Source organism: Candidatus Pelagibacter sp. PS_40, from assembly GCF_059417765.1.
The window spans coordinates 830,400-844,738 of record NZ_CM182064.1 but is presented as its reverse complement, the minus strand read 5'-3'; the positions used below and the strand labels follow the sequence as shown (position 1 = coordinate 844,738).

General features: G+C 32.6%; 16 protein-coding genes. 3 read left to right on the top strand and 13 right to left on the bottom strand.

The window, feature by feature from the left end; translation table 11 throughout:
- Nucleotide 1 precedes the first annotated feature (1 nt).
- From AC5SLW_RS04560 to AC5SLW_RS04550, 3 genes are read left to right on the top strand one after another with little or no spacing between them, the layout of a single operon-like run.
- Complete coding sequence (locus AC5SLW_RS04560) at nucleotides 2-439, top strand: hypothetical protein (RefSeq protein WP_011282304.1); 438 nt, start codon at nucleotides 2-4, stop codon at nucleotides 437-439.
- Nucleotides 426-1,484: a cell division protein ZapE gene (zapE, locus tag AC5SLW_RS04555; RefSeq protein WP_006997967.1), complete on the top strand. Its 1,059-nt coding sequence runs from the start codon at nucleotides 426-428 to the stop codon at nucleotides 1,482-1,484. Before AC5SLW_RS04560 ends, zapE begins: the two co-directional genes overlap by 14 nt.
- Nucleotides 1,481-1,900, top strand: a complete 420-nt coding sequence (locus AC5SLW_RS04550; protein ID WP_006997968.1) for a secondary thiamine-phosphate synthase enzyme YjbQ — start codon at nucleotides 1,481-1,483, stop codon at nucleotides 1,898-1,900. Before zapE ends, AC5SLW_RS04550 begins: the two co-directional genes overlap by 4 nt.
- Here the strand turns inward: AC5SLW_RS04550 and AC5SLW_RS04545 are convergent.
- From AC5SLW_RS04545 to AC5SLW_RS04485, 13 genes are all read right to left on the bottom strand, one after another.
- Complete coding sequence (locus tag AC5SLW_RS04545; RefSeq protein ID WP_494574733.1) at nucleotides 1,897-3,318, bottom strand: cryptochrome/photolyase family protein; 1,422 nt, start codon at nucleotides 3,316-3,318, stop codon at nucleotides 1,897-1,899. The two genes, AC5SLW_RS04550 and AC5SLW_RS04545, sit on opposite strands and share 4 nt — an antisense overlap.
- A 6-nt stretch (nucleotides 3,319-3,324) precedes the next feature.
- On the bottom strand, nucleotides 3,325-4,455 hold the full coding sequence (locus AC5SLW_RS04540; RefSeq protein WP_494574731.1) for a diaminopropionate ammonia-lyase: 1,131 nt from the start codon (nucleotides 4,453-4,455) through the stop codon (nucleotides 3,325-3,327).
- A 15-nt stretch (nucleotides 4,456-4,470) separates the two neighbouring features.
- On the bottom strand, nucleotides 4,471-5,796 hold the full coding sequence (gene glnT / locus AC5SLW_RS04535) for a type III glutamate--ammonia ligase (protein WP_006997971.1): 1,326 nt from the start codon (nucleotides 5,794-5,796) through the stop codon (nucleotides 4,471-4,473).
- A gap of 43 nt (nucleotides 5,797-5,839) precedes the next feature.
- Nucleotides 5,840-7,156: an FMN-binding glutamate synthase family protein gene (locus AC5SLW_RS04530; protein WP_006997972.1), complete on the bottom strand. Its 1,317-nt coding sequence runs from the start codon at nucleotides 7,154-7,156 to the stop codon at nucleotides 5,840-5,842.
- Between the two features lie 2 nt (nucleotides 7,157-7,158).
- Complete coding sequence (locus AC5SLW_RS04525; protein WP_006997973.1) at nucleotides 7,159-7,839, bottom strand: GltB/FmdC/FwdC-like GXGXG domain-containing protein; 681 nt, start codon at nucleotides 7,837-7,839, stop codon at nucleotides 7,159-7,161.
- A gap of 3 nt (nucleotides 7,840-7,842) precedes the next feature.
- Nucleotides 7,843-8,721, bottom strand: coding sequence for a class II glutamine amidotransferase (locus tag AC5SLW_RS04520; RefSeq protein ID WP_006997974.1), 879 nt, complete (start codon nucleotides 8,719-8,721; stop codon nucleotides 7,843-7,845).
- Nucleotides 8,722-8,733: 12 nt separating this feature from the next.
- A complete protein-coding gene (locus AC5SLW_RS04515; protein WP_006997975.1) occupies nucleotides 8,734-8,886 on the bottom strand; it encodes a hypothetical protein in 153 nt (50 codons plus the stop codon).
- Between the two features lie 60 nt (nucleotides 8,887-8,946).
- Nucleotides 8,947-9,171 (bottom strand): hypothetical protein, encoded by a 225-nt coding sequence (locus AC5SLW_RS04510; protein WP_006997976.1) that lies wholly within the window; start codon nucleotides 9,169-9,171, stop codon nucleotides 8,947-8,949.
- Nucleotides 9,172-9,182: 11 nt separating this feature from the next.
- On the bottom strand, nucleotides 9,183-10,583 hold the full coding sequence (locus tag AC5SLW_RS04505; RefSeq protein ID WP_018414302.1) for an ammonium transporter: 1,401 nt from the start codon (nucleotides 10,581-10,583) through the stop codon (nucleotides 9,183-9,185).
- 125 nt (nucleotides 10,584-10,708) lie between these two features.
- Nucleotides 10,709-11,110, bottom strand: a complete 402-nt coding sequence (locus AC5SLW_RS04500) for a hypothetical protein (RefSeq protein ID WP_006997978.1) — start codon at nucleotides 11,108-11,110, stop codon at nucleotides 10,709-10,711.
- A gap of 9 nt (nucleotides 11,111-11,119) precedes the next feature.
- Nucleotides 11,120-12,544 (bottom strand): FMN-binding glutamate synthase family protein, encoded by a 1,425-nt coding sequence (locus AC5SLW_RS04495; RefSeq protein ID WP_006997979.1) that lies wholly within the window; start codon nucleotides 12,542-12,544, stop codon nucleotides 11,120-11,122.
- Nucleotides 12,544-13,398, bottom strand: coding sequence for a GltB/FmdC/FwdC-like GXGXG domain-containing protein (locus AC5SLW_RS04490; RefSeq protein ID WP_006997980.1), 855 nt, complete (start codon nucleotides 13,396-13,398; stop codon nucleotides 12,544-12,546). Before AC5SLW_RS04490 ends, AC5SLW_RS04495 begins: the two co-directional genes overlap by 1 nt.
- A complete protein-coding gene (locus AC5SLW_RS04485; RefSeq protein ID WP_006997981.1) occupies nucleotides 13,386-14,330 on the bottom strand; it encodes a class II glutamine amidotransferase in 945 nt (314 codons plus the stop codon). The genes AC5SLW_RS04490 and AC5SLW_RS04485 overlap by 13 nt, the downstream gene beginning before the upstream one ends.
- Nucleotides 14,331-14,339 lie beyond the last annotated feature (9 nt).

Sequence of the window (14,339 nt, the reverse complement as noted above, 5' to 3'; positions counted from 1 at the left end):
AATGTTTCTTAAGTTACTCGATAAATTAGGAAGAAAAAAAGTTGTTTTAGATCGTGGACCTTCCCACCCCAAATTTAATGAAGCTAAACCCTGGATGAATAGATATTATGTTTTATTAAGACATAGGCCTAAATGGTTTCCATTTAATATTTTATTACATGAAATGTTAGCAGACGATCATGGGGAAGGGGTTCATAATCACACATTTCCTTACATAACTGTTATATTAAGAGGGGGGTATTGGGAAACGTTAAAAAATGGAAGATTTTGGAGACCGCCAGGATATATTGGTTTTAGATCAGCAAATAATTTACACAGAGTTGATCTTAAACCAGGAACAAGACCGCTTACATTATTTTTATCTGGTCCATTTGGATTAAGAAAAGGCCCTAGATCAGAATATGGTATAGATTTTAAAACAACAAATGAATTTAAATAAATTATTTCTTAGTTATTGTAAAATTAACAATTTAGAAATTAATTCCAATCAATTAGGCTCAATCGATGAGCTGAATTTATTCTATAATCAAAACTTTAATAAATCACTTCTAAAAAAAATATTTACTAAACAAAATTATAAAACAGGGTTTTATTTACAAGGAGATGTGGGTGTGGGTAAAACCATGATACTAAATTTTTTTTATAATAAATTTGATAAAACTAAACAAAGATTTCACTTTAACGAGTTTATGATTAGTTTTCATGACTTTGTATTTAAAAACAAAGAAAATAAACAAGAAAATATTATAGATAAATTTGTTCAAAAACTAAAAAATAAATCTAAATTAATTTATTTAGATGAGTTTCAGGTTACAAATATTGTAGATGCTATGATTTTAGGTAGCTTATTCAAAAAAATATTTGATGAGAATATTAAAGTTTTATTTTCATCAAATACTAAAATAAATGATCTTTACAAAGATGGATTACAAAGAGATCAATTTCTTCCCTTTATTAAAATAATGAAGGAAAGGTCTTACGAGACACAATTAATTATCCAAGATGATTATAGAAAGTCTGTAAAAAACAGAAATGAAAGATATTTTTATCCATTAAATGAATCAACTAATTTTAAACTTAATAAATTTTTTAGAAAAATAACAAAAAATCTTACTAATCAAGAAATGATCTTAAGTATTAAAGGTAGAAAGCTTACTATTAAGAATTACTTTAATGGAATAGCACGTTTTGATTTTAAAGAGTTATGTTCTAAAAATATTGGAGCTGAAGATTACATTAAAATAACTGAAGTATGCAGTTTTATTGTTATAGAAAATATTCCAATTTTTAATAGTGATAATTCTAATCAACAACAAAGATTTATTACTTTAATTGATATTCTTTATGAAAAAAATATACCACTTATGATAACTTCTCAACTACAATTAGATTTATTAAGCTCTTCTGAAGATTTAAAAAAGATATTTAAAAGAACCATTAGTAGATTGTATGAATTAACATCTATTAAGTATACGAAGTTATGAGACAAGAGTTTTTTAATTTAGAATTGAGTACTAATGGCCAGAGTCTCTATGAATTTACAAGCGAAACTAATAAATGGATCAAGGATAATGAATTTAATAATGGAATTATCAATATAAGCATTCAACACACCAGTGCTTCTTTAATAATTCAAGAGAATGCTGATCCAGATGTTCAGAGTGATTTAGTAAATTTTTTTAATAAGCTCGTACCTATGGACAATTCCCTTTACATCCATACAGCTGAGGGAAAAGATGACATGCCTGCACATATAAAATCTGCGTTAACTAATAATCAAATCTCTTTAAGCGTTAAAAACAATGAGTTATTACTTGGTACCTGGCAGGGTTTATATCTTTTTGAGCACAGAATTGAGAAGCAAAAAAGATTGATTATTCTTCATTATTTAGGAGATTAGCTTTTTTTAATTGTTTTAAAAGCATCTAGAGCAGCATTTCTTGCTTCAACGTGATCTACAATTGGTTTTGGATAGTTGATACCAACAATTACTTTAATTTGTTCTTGGTATTTGGTTTCAAGTTCCCATGGCTTGTATAAAAATTTATTAGGCATGTTTTTAAGTTCAGGAACCCACTTTTTTGTATAAATCCCAGCTTTGTCAAATTTTTCACCCTGGAGAATAGGATTGAAGATTCTAAAGTAGGGAGCTGCATCTGCACCACATCCTGCAACCCATTGCCATTGAGCAACGTTACTAGCTTCATTATAATCAACTAAACAATTTTTAAAATGTTTTTCACCTTCCATCCAATGAATTCTTAAATGCTTAACAAGAAAAGAAGCAACAATCATTCGAACTCTATTGTGCATCCATCCTGTTTCGTATAGTTCTCTCATTCCAGCATCTACAATAGGGTATCCTGTCATGCCTGCTTTCCAAGCTTTAAGAAATTTATCATTTTTAACCCAAGGAAAATTGTCAAAATCTTTTCTAAGATTACCTTTTAACATTTGTGGAAAGTAATTAATTAAACTATGAGAAAATTCTCTCCATCCTAATTCATTAATATACTTTCTATATCCAATTTTTTTAACTTTAATGTCTTGGCATTTCTTCCAAATTGTTTCTACATGTATTTGACCAAATTTTAAGAAAGGAGATAACTTGGAGGTTCCGTTAACACCTGGAATATCTCGTGCATCACCATAGTCCTCAATTCTATTATTTATTAATTCTTGTAAATATTTTTTAGCTTCTTTTTCAGATGGGTCCCAGTATTTCTCAAATTTTTTATGCCAATTTTTTTTAGGCAAAATTTCTTTTATAGAAATTGAATTTTTGAATATGTTTATCTTTTTAATTTTTGATTTAACTCGTATTAATTTTGAAGGAGCTTTTGAAATATAGTGCTGTTCAGTTTTTTTCCAAAATGGAGTGAATACTTTATAGGGAGTGCCATCGTCTTTAGTTATTTCTTGAAATTCTATAAGAATGTTTCCTTTAAAATATTTATATTGAATTTCATTCTTAATAAATAGATCTCTTATTTTTTTACCTTTATTAATTACATCTGGCTCATAAACCTTACTCCAATAAACAGTAACATCATCTTTCTTTTTTAAAATTGATAATACCTCTAGTTCATCACCTAACTGAACTTCCAATGTGATATTTAATTTCTTTAGATCTATACTTAAATTTTCTAATGATTTAGACAGCCACCATTTTTGGGCCTCTCTTTTTTTATCAAAGTTTTTTGGGTTATATATATAAATAGCACTTACATACTCATGATTTTGAGTTGCTGTCGCTAAGGCTTCGTTATATTCAATTCTAAAATCTTCTCTAATCCAAACAATGGCTTTTTTTGTCATATTTACTCAGATTTTTTGCAATCCATCACTTAGTAGTTTTTGATACATTGCACTATCAGTTAAACCTTCACAACCAAATAAAAGTACATTTGATTGTTCATTTAACTCTAGCTTATCTAAGTATTCTTTATTGTTAAATGAGCTTATTAACGCGATTATACCTGGGACAGCACATTCACCAGCTATTATTTTTAGATCGGATAAACGCTTTTCTGCTAGCAATGCTACAGTAGTTGAGATTGCTTCATCAGATATAGTTAAACAATAATTTGAAGAATTTTTTAAAATTTCCCAGGCAATACTTGATACATCACCACAAGACATTCCACCCATTACTGTTTCCTTTTTAATATCAACACTTGTGGGTTTATTATTCTTAATACTTTGAAATACACAGTCTGCATTTTCTGGTTCAACAATAATAAATTTTGGAATATTTTGTGATAATTTTGCAAAGCCAGCAATCATTGCTGCAGCCATTCCGCCAACTCCAGCTTGAAGAAATACGTGTGATATTGAATTAGATTTTACTTCATCTAAAATTTCTTTAATCATTATGGTGTATCCAGCCATAATTAATTTTGGTACTTCCTTGTAACCTTCCCAAGACACATCTTGTACAATTTCCCAATTATTTTCTTTAGATTGTTTTATGCATTCTTTTAATGAATTATCATAATTACCTTTAACTCTAATCACTTCAGCATCCAATTTACGCATTGCTTCAGCTCTAGATTCACTAACAAATTCACTTATAAATATTTTACATTTTAATCCAAGTCTTTGAGCCCCCCAGGCTACAGATCGACCATGATTTCCAGCTGTTGCTGTTGATACAGTTATATTCTCTTTTTCACTGGCAATCTTGTAAACAGCAAAAGCTCCACCTAAAGCTTTAAAAGATTTTAGATCAAACCGTTTATCCTCATCTTTGTAGTAAATATTTTTAAATTTTAATTCATCATTTAGTTTATTTAATTTAACCAATGGAGTGGGGGCATAATTATCCCAACTAGATATAGCCTTAATTGCTTCATCTATAAATTTTTCTGGAAGTTGCGTAAGTATATTTTCTTTATTAAATTTATAATTTTTATTCTCTAAAAATGATGTAATAGACCAAAGGTCTTTCTGCATGATTGATTTCATTTATTAACAATCAAGAGTGCTATTTTTTTCCCAGTGAGTTACCGAGCTTTTTTTATCAAATTTTTCTTCTTGATTAAAATCATTAATTTCAGACCTTTTTAACTTTAGATAGCTTTTAATAGTATCACCGCCAAATGCTTCCTTAATTTCTTTACTATTTTCTAGTTGATCTAATGCATCTTCAATTATGTCAGGTAATTTTTTTAGGTGAGGGTAATTTTTATGATCAGTGTACATATTACAAGATAAAGGTTCACCAGGATCTATTTTATTATTTATTCCATGTAAACCAGCAGCTATTACTCCAGCTTGAAGCAAATAAGGATTTACTGCTCCGTCCATTAACCTTAGTTCAAATCTACCTTTATCTGGAATTCTTATCATATGAGTTCTATTATTTCCTGTATAAGAAATACTACTAGGTGACCATGTAGCTCCCGATTTTGTTGGTGGTGCATTTATTCTTCTATAACTATTAATTGTCGGATTAAAAAAAGCAGTTAAAGGCTGAGTAAGTTTCATAATTCCACCTAGAAAATTATATGCTAATTTGCTCAAACCTAATTTGTCTCCATTATCTAGAAATTTATTAATTTTTCCATTCCATAAAGAGATGTGAGCATGACAGCCATTTCCTGTTAGATTGCTAAAAGGTTTTGGCATAAATGTTGCTCTCAAACCATGTTTTTCAGCTAATGATTTCACCATATATTTAAAGAATACATGTCTATCAGCTGTAGTTAAACAATCTGTATAATCCCAATTCATTTCAAACTGGCCATTAGCGTCCTCATGATCATTTTGGTATGGGTTCCAACCCATAGTAATCATGCTATCGCATATTTCTTTGATTAAATCATATCTCCTCATTAAAGCAGACTGATCGTAACAAGGTTTTGATTGAGTGTCTCTTGCATCAGCAATTTTACTCCCATCTTCTGAGATCAAAAAATATTCACACTCTACACCTGACTTCATGACTAAATCTTTTTTATGTAATTTATTAATTTGCTCTTTGAGCATTACTCTAGGTGAAGCCTTAACTGGTTTACCATACATATATAAATCAGAAGCTAACCAGCCAATTTCTTTGTTCCAAGGTAATTGAATTAAACTTTTAGGATCTGGTAGAGCAAACATATCCCCATCTGCAGGAGACATATCTAGCCAAGTTGCAAAACCTGCAAAACCCGCCCCATTTTTTTGCATGTCTGCAATCGCTTGTGCTGGTACTAATTTTGATCTCAAGACACCAAAAAAATCTACAAAACTAATCAAAAAATATTTTATTTTTTTAGCTTTAGCAATTTTAGATAAATTAATAGGCATATTTTATTTCTTAATTTACAACTGTTAATTAGTCTTCACAATACTATTTTTTATTTTTTAGTCCTGGTATCCAATCTGTTCCAGCCAGTGGAACTCTTGCCATTGCTGCAGCTTCTACTGTTAAAGCTGCTAAATCTTCAGGTTCTAAATTTCTTACATCTGATTTTCCATTTGCTCTTGCCAATGTTTGCAACTCTAGGGTTAATGTGGATAAATAATTTTTTAATCTTTTTCCACCCTCTATAGGATTAAGTCTTTTTTCTAGTATAGGATCTTGTGTAGCAACACCAACAGGACATTTTCCTGTATGACAGTGATGACAATAACCAGGTTCTGTTCCAAGTTTTTCATAATCTTTTCTATATAGATCAGCATTACAATTTAATGCCATCATAGCTGCAGATCCTATTGATACAGCATCTGCCCCCATTGCAATTGCTTTTGCAACATCAGCACCAGTTCTAATTCCACCAGAAACAATTAATTGAACTTTTCTATGCATGTTTAATTCTTTTAAAGCATCTACAGATTCTCTTAACGCACCAAGTGTTGGTATTCCCACATGTTCTATAAAAACATCTTGTGTTGCAGCTGTTCCACCTTGCATTCCATCTAACACAACAACATCAGCGCCAGCTTTTACTGCTAAAGTCGTATCATAGTATGGCCTTGCTGCTCCAACTTTTATATAAATTGGTTTTTCCCAATTTGTAATTTCTCTCAATTCTTGAATTTTTATTTCTAAATCGTCAGGTCCTGTCCAATCTGGATGTCGACAAGCACTTCTTTGATCTATGCCCTCAGGTAAAGTTCTCATACCAGCAACTCTTTTATTAATCTTTTGTCCAAGAAGCATTCCACCCCCTCCAGGTTTTGCACCTTGTCCTACAACTATTTCTATAGCATCTGCTTTTCTTAAATCATCAGGATTCATACCGTATCGAGAAGGTAATAATTGATATACTAGATATTTTGAAGATCCTCTTTCTTCTTTTGTCATGCCTCCATCTCCAGTGGTTGTCGAAGTTCCCATAGCAGAAGCACCTCTGCCTAAAGCTTCCTTTGCATTGGCACCTAAAGCTCCAAAACTCATTCCAGCAATAGTAATTGGTATATCTAATTTAATAGGATTTTTTGCAAAACGGTCCCCAAGTATTACAGAGGTATTACATTTCTCTCTATAACCTTCTAATGGATATCTAGACATGGAAGCTCCTAAAAATACCAAGTCATCAAAGTCTGGAACTTTTCTTTTAGCACCCAATCCTCTGATTTGGTAAATTCCTTCCTTAGCAGCTCTTTGAATTTCTTTAATTGTTGAAGATGGAAATGTTTTAAATTCTTTTAAATCTTTTTTCATAACTAATATGAGCTCACATTATCAATTTTAAAATTATATAAATTTCTCGCAGATCCATATCTTTTAAACATTTTAGCATCTTCAGATATATTTAGATCTTTAAATATTTTATTTAATTCTTTTATATTTTTATCATCCATTTTTTTTTCTATACAATCAGAACCTAAACTTTTAACCTTACCTTTAACAAATATTTTAGCCTCATAAATTGAGTCTCCTAAATCAGCATCAGCGTCTCCCAAAATAATTAAATTACCTTTTTGTGCCATAAATGCTGACATATGACCAACAGATCCTTTCACTATAATGTTAATCCCCTTCATTGATATGCCACATCTTGAACTTGCGTCTCCTTCAATAATTAAAGAACCACCATGACCAGTTGCACCAGCAGATTGAGAAGCATTGCCTTTAATAATGACCTTTCCAGACATCATGTTTTCAGCTACACCCGTTCCAACATTTCCGTGTACGGTAATAGAAGCATTTTTATTCATCCCAGCACAATAATAGCCAGTGTGTCCTTTTATTGAAACTTCAATATCATCTTTTAAACCTGCACAAATAGCGTGTTGACCTTGGGGGTTTAAAATTTGGAAACTTCTGTTATTTTTTTCTCTACTAACATTTTGTAGTAGTTGATTAATTTCTCTTAGTTTTTTTTTATTTAGATCTAAATTCATAATTTACCAGTGATAAACAATACCAGGTTTTGGTTCAAAAATTTTAGCTGTGTTTACATTTGGCAAGTGCGCCATACATTGAAATTCTGAAGCAACCGCTACATAATCTTTTGTTTCTGCAACAACTGCTGGCTTGCAAGCTATTTCATCTCTCAACAATGCAAAACCATCTTTAGTACCAGCTATAAAGGTGTAGAAACCATCTAAATCTTTTAGGCTATTTTTTAGGGTTTCTTCTAGATTTTCTCCTTTTGAAATTTGATTAGAGATATAACCAGCCGCAACCTCAGTATCATTTTCTGAATTAAATTTCTGACCTTCTTTTTTTAAAGACCTTCGTACGTTGTTATGATTTGAAAGAGATCCATTATGAACCAAGCACTCATCCTCTGATGTAGAGTAGGGGTGAGAACCTTGAGTTGTAATTGCACTCTCTGTTGCCATCCTAGTGTGTCCTATAGCATGAGTTCCTGAAAAAGAAGATAATTTAAATTTTCTAACAACGTCTTTAGGGTTTCCTGTTTGTTTAAAAATATTAATACTTTTACCATAGCCCACCAAAGAAACTTCTTTTAATTTAGAATCTAGGATTTCTAATACCTTTTCGGGTTTTTCCTCTGTTTCAAGAATTACATGATCCGAAAAAGTTTTAAGTGTTATTTTTTTTAAAAATTTAGATATTTTTTTTTTAAATTCTTTATCTGTTAATTTATTTAAGCAAATAGAGTATTTAAATTTATTTTTATTTTGCTTTGTATATATTGCAAATCCAGCACTATCAGGGCCTCTAGTCGCCATACCATCAAGCATTCCAGATAAAAATTTACCAAGATCTTTTTCGTATTTCTTTGTTTTAAGATAAATCCCTACAATTCCACACATAAATTTTTAAGTTTATTTTATTAAAGATAGTAAGAATTCCTTATAGTAGAAAATATTTCCCACTACAATGATGATGATAGCTGCTATTACTCCGTACTTTGCTTTTGGAAAAACAACACCTCTCATCTTACTTGGTCTTTGATTTTCTTGATTATTCTCATTCATATAGAATTTTTATAAAAAAAAGGGCGCCACAATTAAGCAGCGCCCAAAGTTTATTTAATATTACCAGTCGGTAATATTGCTTTTATGATCATTTGCACCATGTCTTTTCTTAGCTAATCTTGAGAGTTTTTCACTCTCAGATTTAGCTGTGATGACATGCCACCCAATCCAAAAAACTACACCAAGAATAACTAGCAAAGTTTCAGTGGATCCAGCTCCCGGATAAATGGCTCCGACAACCTCTTCTGCACTTAAATGATCTATCCAGTTTGTAACTGTAGCCATATTTTTCTCCTTTACCTAGTTGCAGAGGCGACCGCTTTTTCAGCTTCTCTATCGTCCTCCATTATTTCATAGTCTAGTCCAGCTATTTCAACTTCACGTGGTATTCTTAATTTACCAAATGCGCTTAGTATTCTAGCTAAAACATAACCTGGTAACATTCCAAGAACTCCGAACATTATAATTGCTCCAAGGAATTGTCCCAGTGGATTGATTGATGCATAAGTTGATCCGTCCCACATAGCTCCAACACTGTATCCAGATGAAGGATAACCATTTAAAACAAATCCACAAATTATAAGGCCAACAACGCCTGCATAACCATGTACTGCTACTGCACCAACTGCATCATCAATTTTGAACTTACGTTCAACCCAGTAATGCATTTTATATGAAATAACTACACCGATTGCACCAATAAGCATTGCTTGTATCGGGTGATACAAATCATTACCTGCAGATGCACAGATGATACCAGCCAGTCCACTTGAGTAAGTCCAGAATGGATCACCTTTAGCGACCACATATCCAGCCAATAATCCACCTGATAATGACATCAGGAAGTTATAGGTTATTCCACTCAGTGTGGTTGGGGTTACATATATGTTTGTTGCTGTCCAGTACGTTACACCTTCCATTCCATACTCAGGTCCAAGATCAAATATCGGTATGTTACATGCCGCATAAAATCCCCAGAAACCAGTATAGATTAAAAATAATCCAACTGTAACTAGCCATGGGTTTCTTGGTCCTATATTTCTTGGTTCACCACTTGATGAGAACTTTCCAATTCTAGGTCCTAAAACGATTAGAACACCTAAAGCAAATCCACCCGCAATTGCGTGAATTACTCCTGATGCGTAAGCGTCATGATATCCTAAAATTTTAAGCATCCATCCATCAAAGTGCCATCCCCATGCAGCATCAATTACCCAGAAACACGAACCAATTGCAATTGCTAAAATACCAAATGCAAAAGTTGTAATTCTTTCAATGATTGCTCCAGAAACAATTGAAGCAGCTGTCCATGAAAATAGTAAGAATGCAGCCCAGAATACTCCACTTATACGGTCACCTAAGTTGACAGCCATAAATTCAGTATTTGCCACATACCATTTCGCACTAAAAGTACTTTCATCAGTAATTAATGCTGAACTCTCATTCATTATTGAAGGTGCTATTCCCGGTCCTGTTGGGAATGCCCAGTAAATCCACCAACCAAAGAAAAACCAGGTTACCGTTACTAGTGGTATTACCATGGTATTTTTCATTAAAGTATGTTGGTGATGCTTGTATCGTGAGGCTCCAACTTCATACATACAAAACCCGACGTGAATCAGGAACATTAATACCACTGTTACCCAGTAGTAAAATTCTGTAAATATAACTGTAAGAGCGCCTAATTGATCATCCATAATCTCTCTCCTATTAGTTTTAAGAAAGACTATAAAATTTATAGAGACGTGACAAACTATACATTACTTAAATAAGCAAGTAATAACTACAAGTTTTGAAAAATAATCAACCTTTGATTGAGGTACTAAAACTTAAGGTAAGCTTTTTTCAAATCAACAAGAGGGTGTTTTTTAGACATTTGAAACTTAACTAAAAGCTCTCTTGCGATCATATCTCTGTCTTGTTGGTTGTTTGGCAATTTGATTGATTTTGGAATTGTAACCCAGCCATTTGCATTTCTACAAAATACAGCAGGTCTATCTTCTTCATAACCCATGTGTATATCTTCTAGCCAATTAAGATCATCCCATCCCATTGCTTCAATATACTTTTTTAAGAATGGAGTGATTTTTTTATAATCAGGGAGTAAGTTAACATCATATCTATAACCAATATGTTGCCCAATCATTTTTTCTCTAGCAGTTTCTTTAGACTTTCCACCTAGATTTTCTTTTTTTACTTTTATTTTCGTTTTTTTCTTAACCATATTTACCTCTTATATTTTGTGATAGTTATCAACACCAACAGTGAAGTTGGTTCCTGTTAAAGGAACTTTTGCTAGTGCAGAAGCTTCCATTGTTAGTGCAGCTAAATCCTCTGGTTCTAATGAGTGAATATTAGTTTTACCACAAGCTCTTGCTAAAAGTTGAGCCTCTAATGTCATTGCATGCAAGTAATTATAAACTCTTAAAGCAGCATCATCAGGATTTAATCTAGCTCTTAATTTAGGATCTTGGGTTGCAACACCAACTGGACAACGACCAGTGTGGCAGTGATAACAGTCACCAGCCTTAACACCCATTTCTTTTTCAAAGTTTGCTTCTGGAATATCTTTATTGCAGTTTAAGGCTATTAAAGCACCAGTTCCAATTGCTATTGCATCAGCACCTAAGGCTAAAGCCTTCGCCATATCAGCACCATCTCTAATACCACCTGCATAAATTAAAGTTACCTGTCCAGTTTTACCCACATCATCAATAGCTCTTCTTGCTTCTCTGATTGCAGCAATTCCTGGGATACCAGTATTTGCAGCAGCTATATGTGGACCAGCTCCAGTTGAACCTTCCATACCATCTAAAAAGATTGAGTCAGGATTACATTTTGCAGCCATACGAACATCATCATAAACTTTTGATGCACCTAGTTTTAACTGAATTGGTACTTTGTTTTTTGTAAGTTGTCTTAATTCTTCAACTTTTAAAGCTAAATCATCTGGACCTAGCCAGTCGGGGTGTCTTGCTGGAGATCTTTGATCAATACCAGATGGTAAAGATCTCATTTCTGCAACTTGATCAGTAACTTTTTGACCCATTAAATGTCCACCCATTCCAACTTTTTGTCCTTGACCAATAAACACTTCTATTGCATCAGCAAGTTGAGCGTGGTGAGGGTTAAACCCGTATCTTGATTGAATACATTGATAGTACCATTTTTCAGAATATCTTCTTTCATCTGGAATCATTCCACCCTCTCCTGAACAAGTAGCACTTCCAGCCATTGTTGCTCCTCTTGCTAAAGCAGTTTTAGCTTCATAAGAAAGCGCACCAAAACTCATACCTGTAATATATACTGGTATATCTAGTTCAATCGGGTTCTCACAATTAGGACCGATAATAGTTTTTGTTTCACATTTTTCTCTATAACCTTCAATTACAAATCTAGTAAGAGTTCCTGGTAGGAATACTAAATCATCAAATGTTGGAATTTTTTTCATTAATGCCATTCCACGCATTCTGTATCTTCCAAGTTGAGCTTTGATGTGAATATCGTCTATAACTTCAGGAGTAAAAATAGCATTGTGACCTAATAGACTTTTATTTCTTTTACCATCTTCATGTGCATGAACATCAGCTTTTCCACCAACACTACCTTTAGCTTTTTTTAATTTTTTTTCATTTTTTTTTGTTTTCTTTTTAGCCATTAGATAGCTCCTTTCTTTTCATGAGGTTCTAGATTGTCATAGTTCCAAAGTTTTTTACCAGCTACAATTTTAGTCATTTTACTAACATCAAATTTTTCACCAATTTCTGCAACTTTTAATTTTCGTTTTAACCAATCTTGATCACTAGCAGTTAGATCAGCAGGCACAGCATCACTTCCAAATGATCCTATTTTTCCACCAATAAAGATTGTGCCATCATACATAGAGTCACCTAAGTTTATTCCAACATCACCAAGAATAATTATTCTTCCTCTTTGCATCATAAAACCAGTGAACGCTCCAGCATCACCACCAACAATGATAGTTCCACCCTTCATGTCAATTCCAGTTCTTGCACCAACACTTCCTTTGCAAATTAAATCACCACCTCTTATAGCGGCACCAAAGCAAGACCCTGCATTTTTCTCTATAACAACTTTTCCTGCCATTAAGTTTTCTGCACAAGACCAACCAACTCTACCATTAATTCTAACAGTAGGTCCATCACATGAACCCATACCAAAATAACCTAAACTTCCCTCAAAAATTAAATTTAATTTATTTAAAATACCAACCCCTAAACTATGTTTACCTTGAGGGTTTTTAATAACAATTGTGCCAAATCCTTGGCTCATTAAGTCATCAATTTCTTTATTAGCTTCTGGAGCTGTCATATCTTTAACATCTAGCTCTGTTCTTTTATTAAAATCTACATCGTAAGTTCCAAAATAATAAAGGTTTTCACCTTCATCAGGATTAAAAAACTTTTGTTGAGTTCTTCCTGTTAAAACTTCTGAGTGCATACCCATTGACTGGGCTTTAGTTTTTTTCTCTGTATTCTTTAAATTTGCCATACTTTTACCTCTCCATCAAATGGATCATATGTATCTATCTCTTGTGGTAGAACTGATCTGATTGCTATTTCTTCTGAGCCCATTGCCACTAAATCATCTGACTCATAAAGAACCAAAGGTTTTGCAGCCATAGTATCTTTTGCCATTCCTAAAGAATCTTTAGTTGCAACAAAATATGTAAACACTCCATCAAGACCTGTTAATGAAGCTTTCATGCCCTCTTCAAGGCTTGCTCCTTCTTTCATTTTTTGAGCAATATAAACCGCTATTAATTCTGAATCGCACTCAGACATAAATCTCATGCCTTTATTTTCAAGCATTCTTCTATTGTTCCAATAGTTAGTTAACTGACCGTTATGAACTACTGATACATCACTGAAAGGATAACCCCAAAAAGGGTGGGCTGATTTAATATCTACACCAGATTCTGTAGCCATTCTTGCATGGCCAATTGCATGAGTTCCAACTACTTTACCTAAATCATACCTATCAAGAACCATTTGAGCATTTCCTAAATCTTTAATTACCTCTAAGGATTTTCCCATAGATAAAATTTCAACTCCTGGAATGCTTTCAATCTTTTGTGAAAAGTCTAGTAGATCTTTTGCGTCATATGCAAGTTCATATCTCAAAGAGTAGGGTAAAATTCTTTCCTCTTTTACTATTTTAGCACCTAGTTCAGATAAATATTGGTCAACAATTTTTTTTCTTTTGTCATAAACAGAAACATCTTCCATTATGGATGAACTTCCTTCACCAACATTTTCTCCAACTTTAAAACGCATGATAAAATTTTTACCATCAGTATCTCCATACAAAGCATAACCTGTAGAATCTTCTCCTCTATGTTTTAAAGCTTGAAGCATTCCTTGTAGCTCACTTCCTACATTGGATGATTTTCCTCTATGTATTAATCCTGCTATTCCACACATATATTTCCC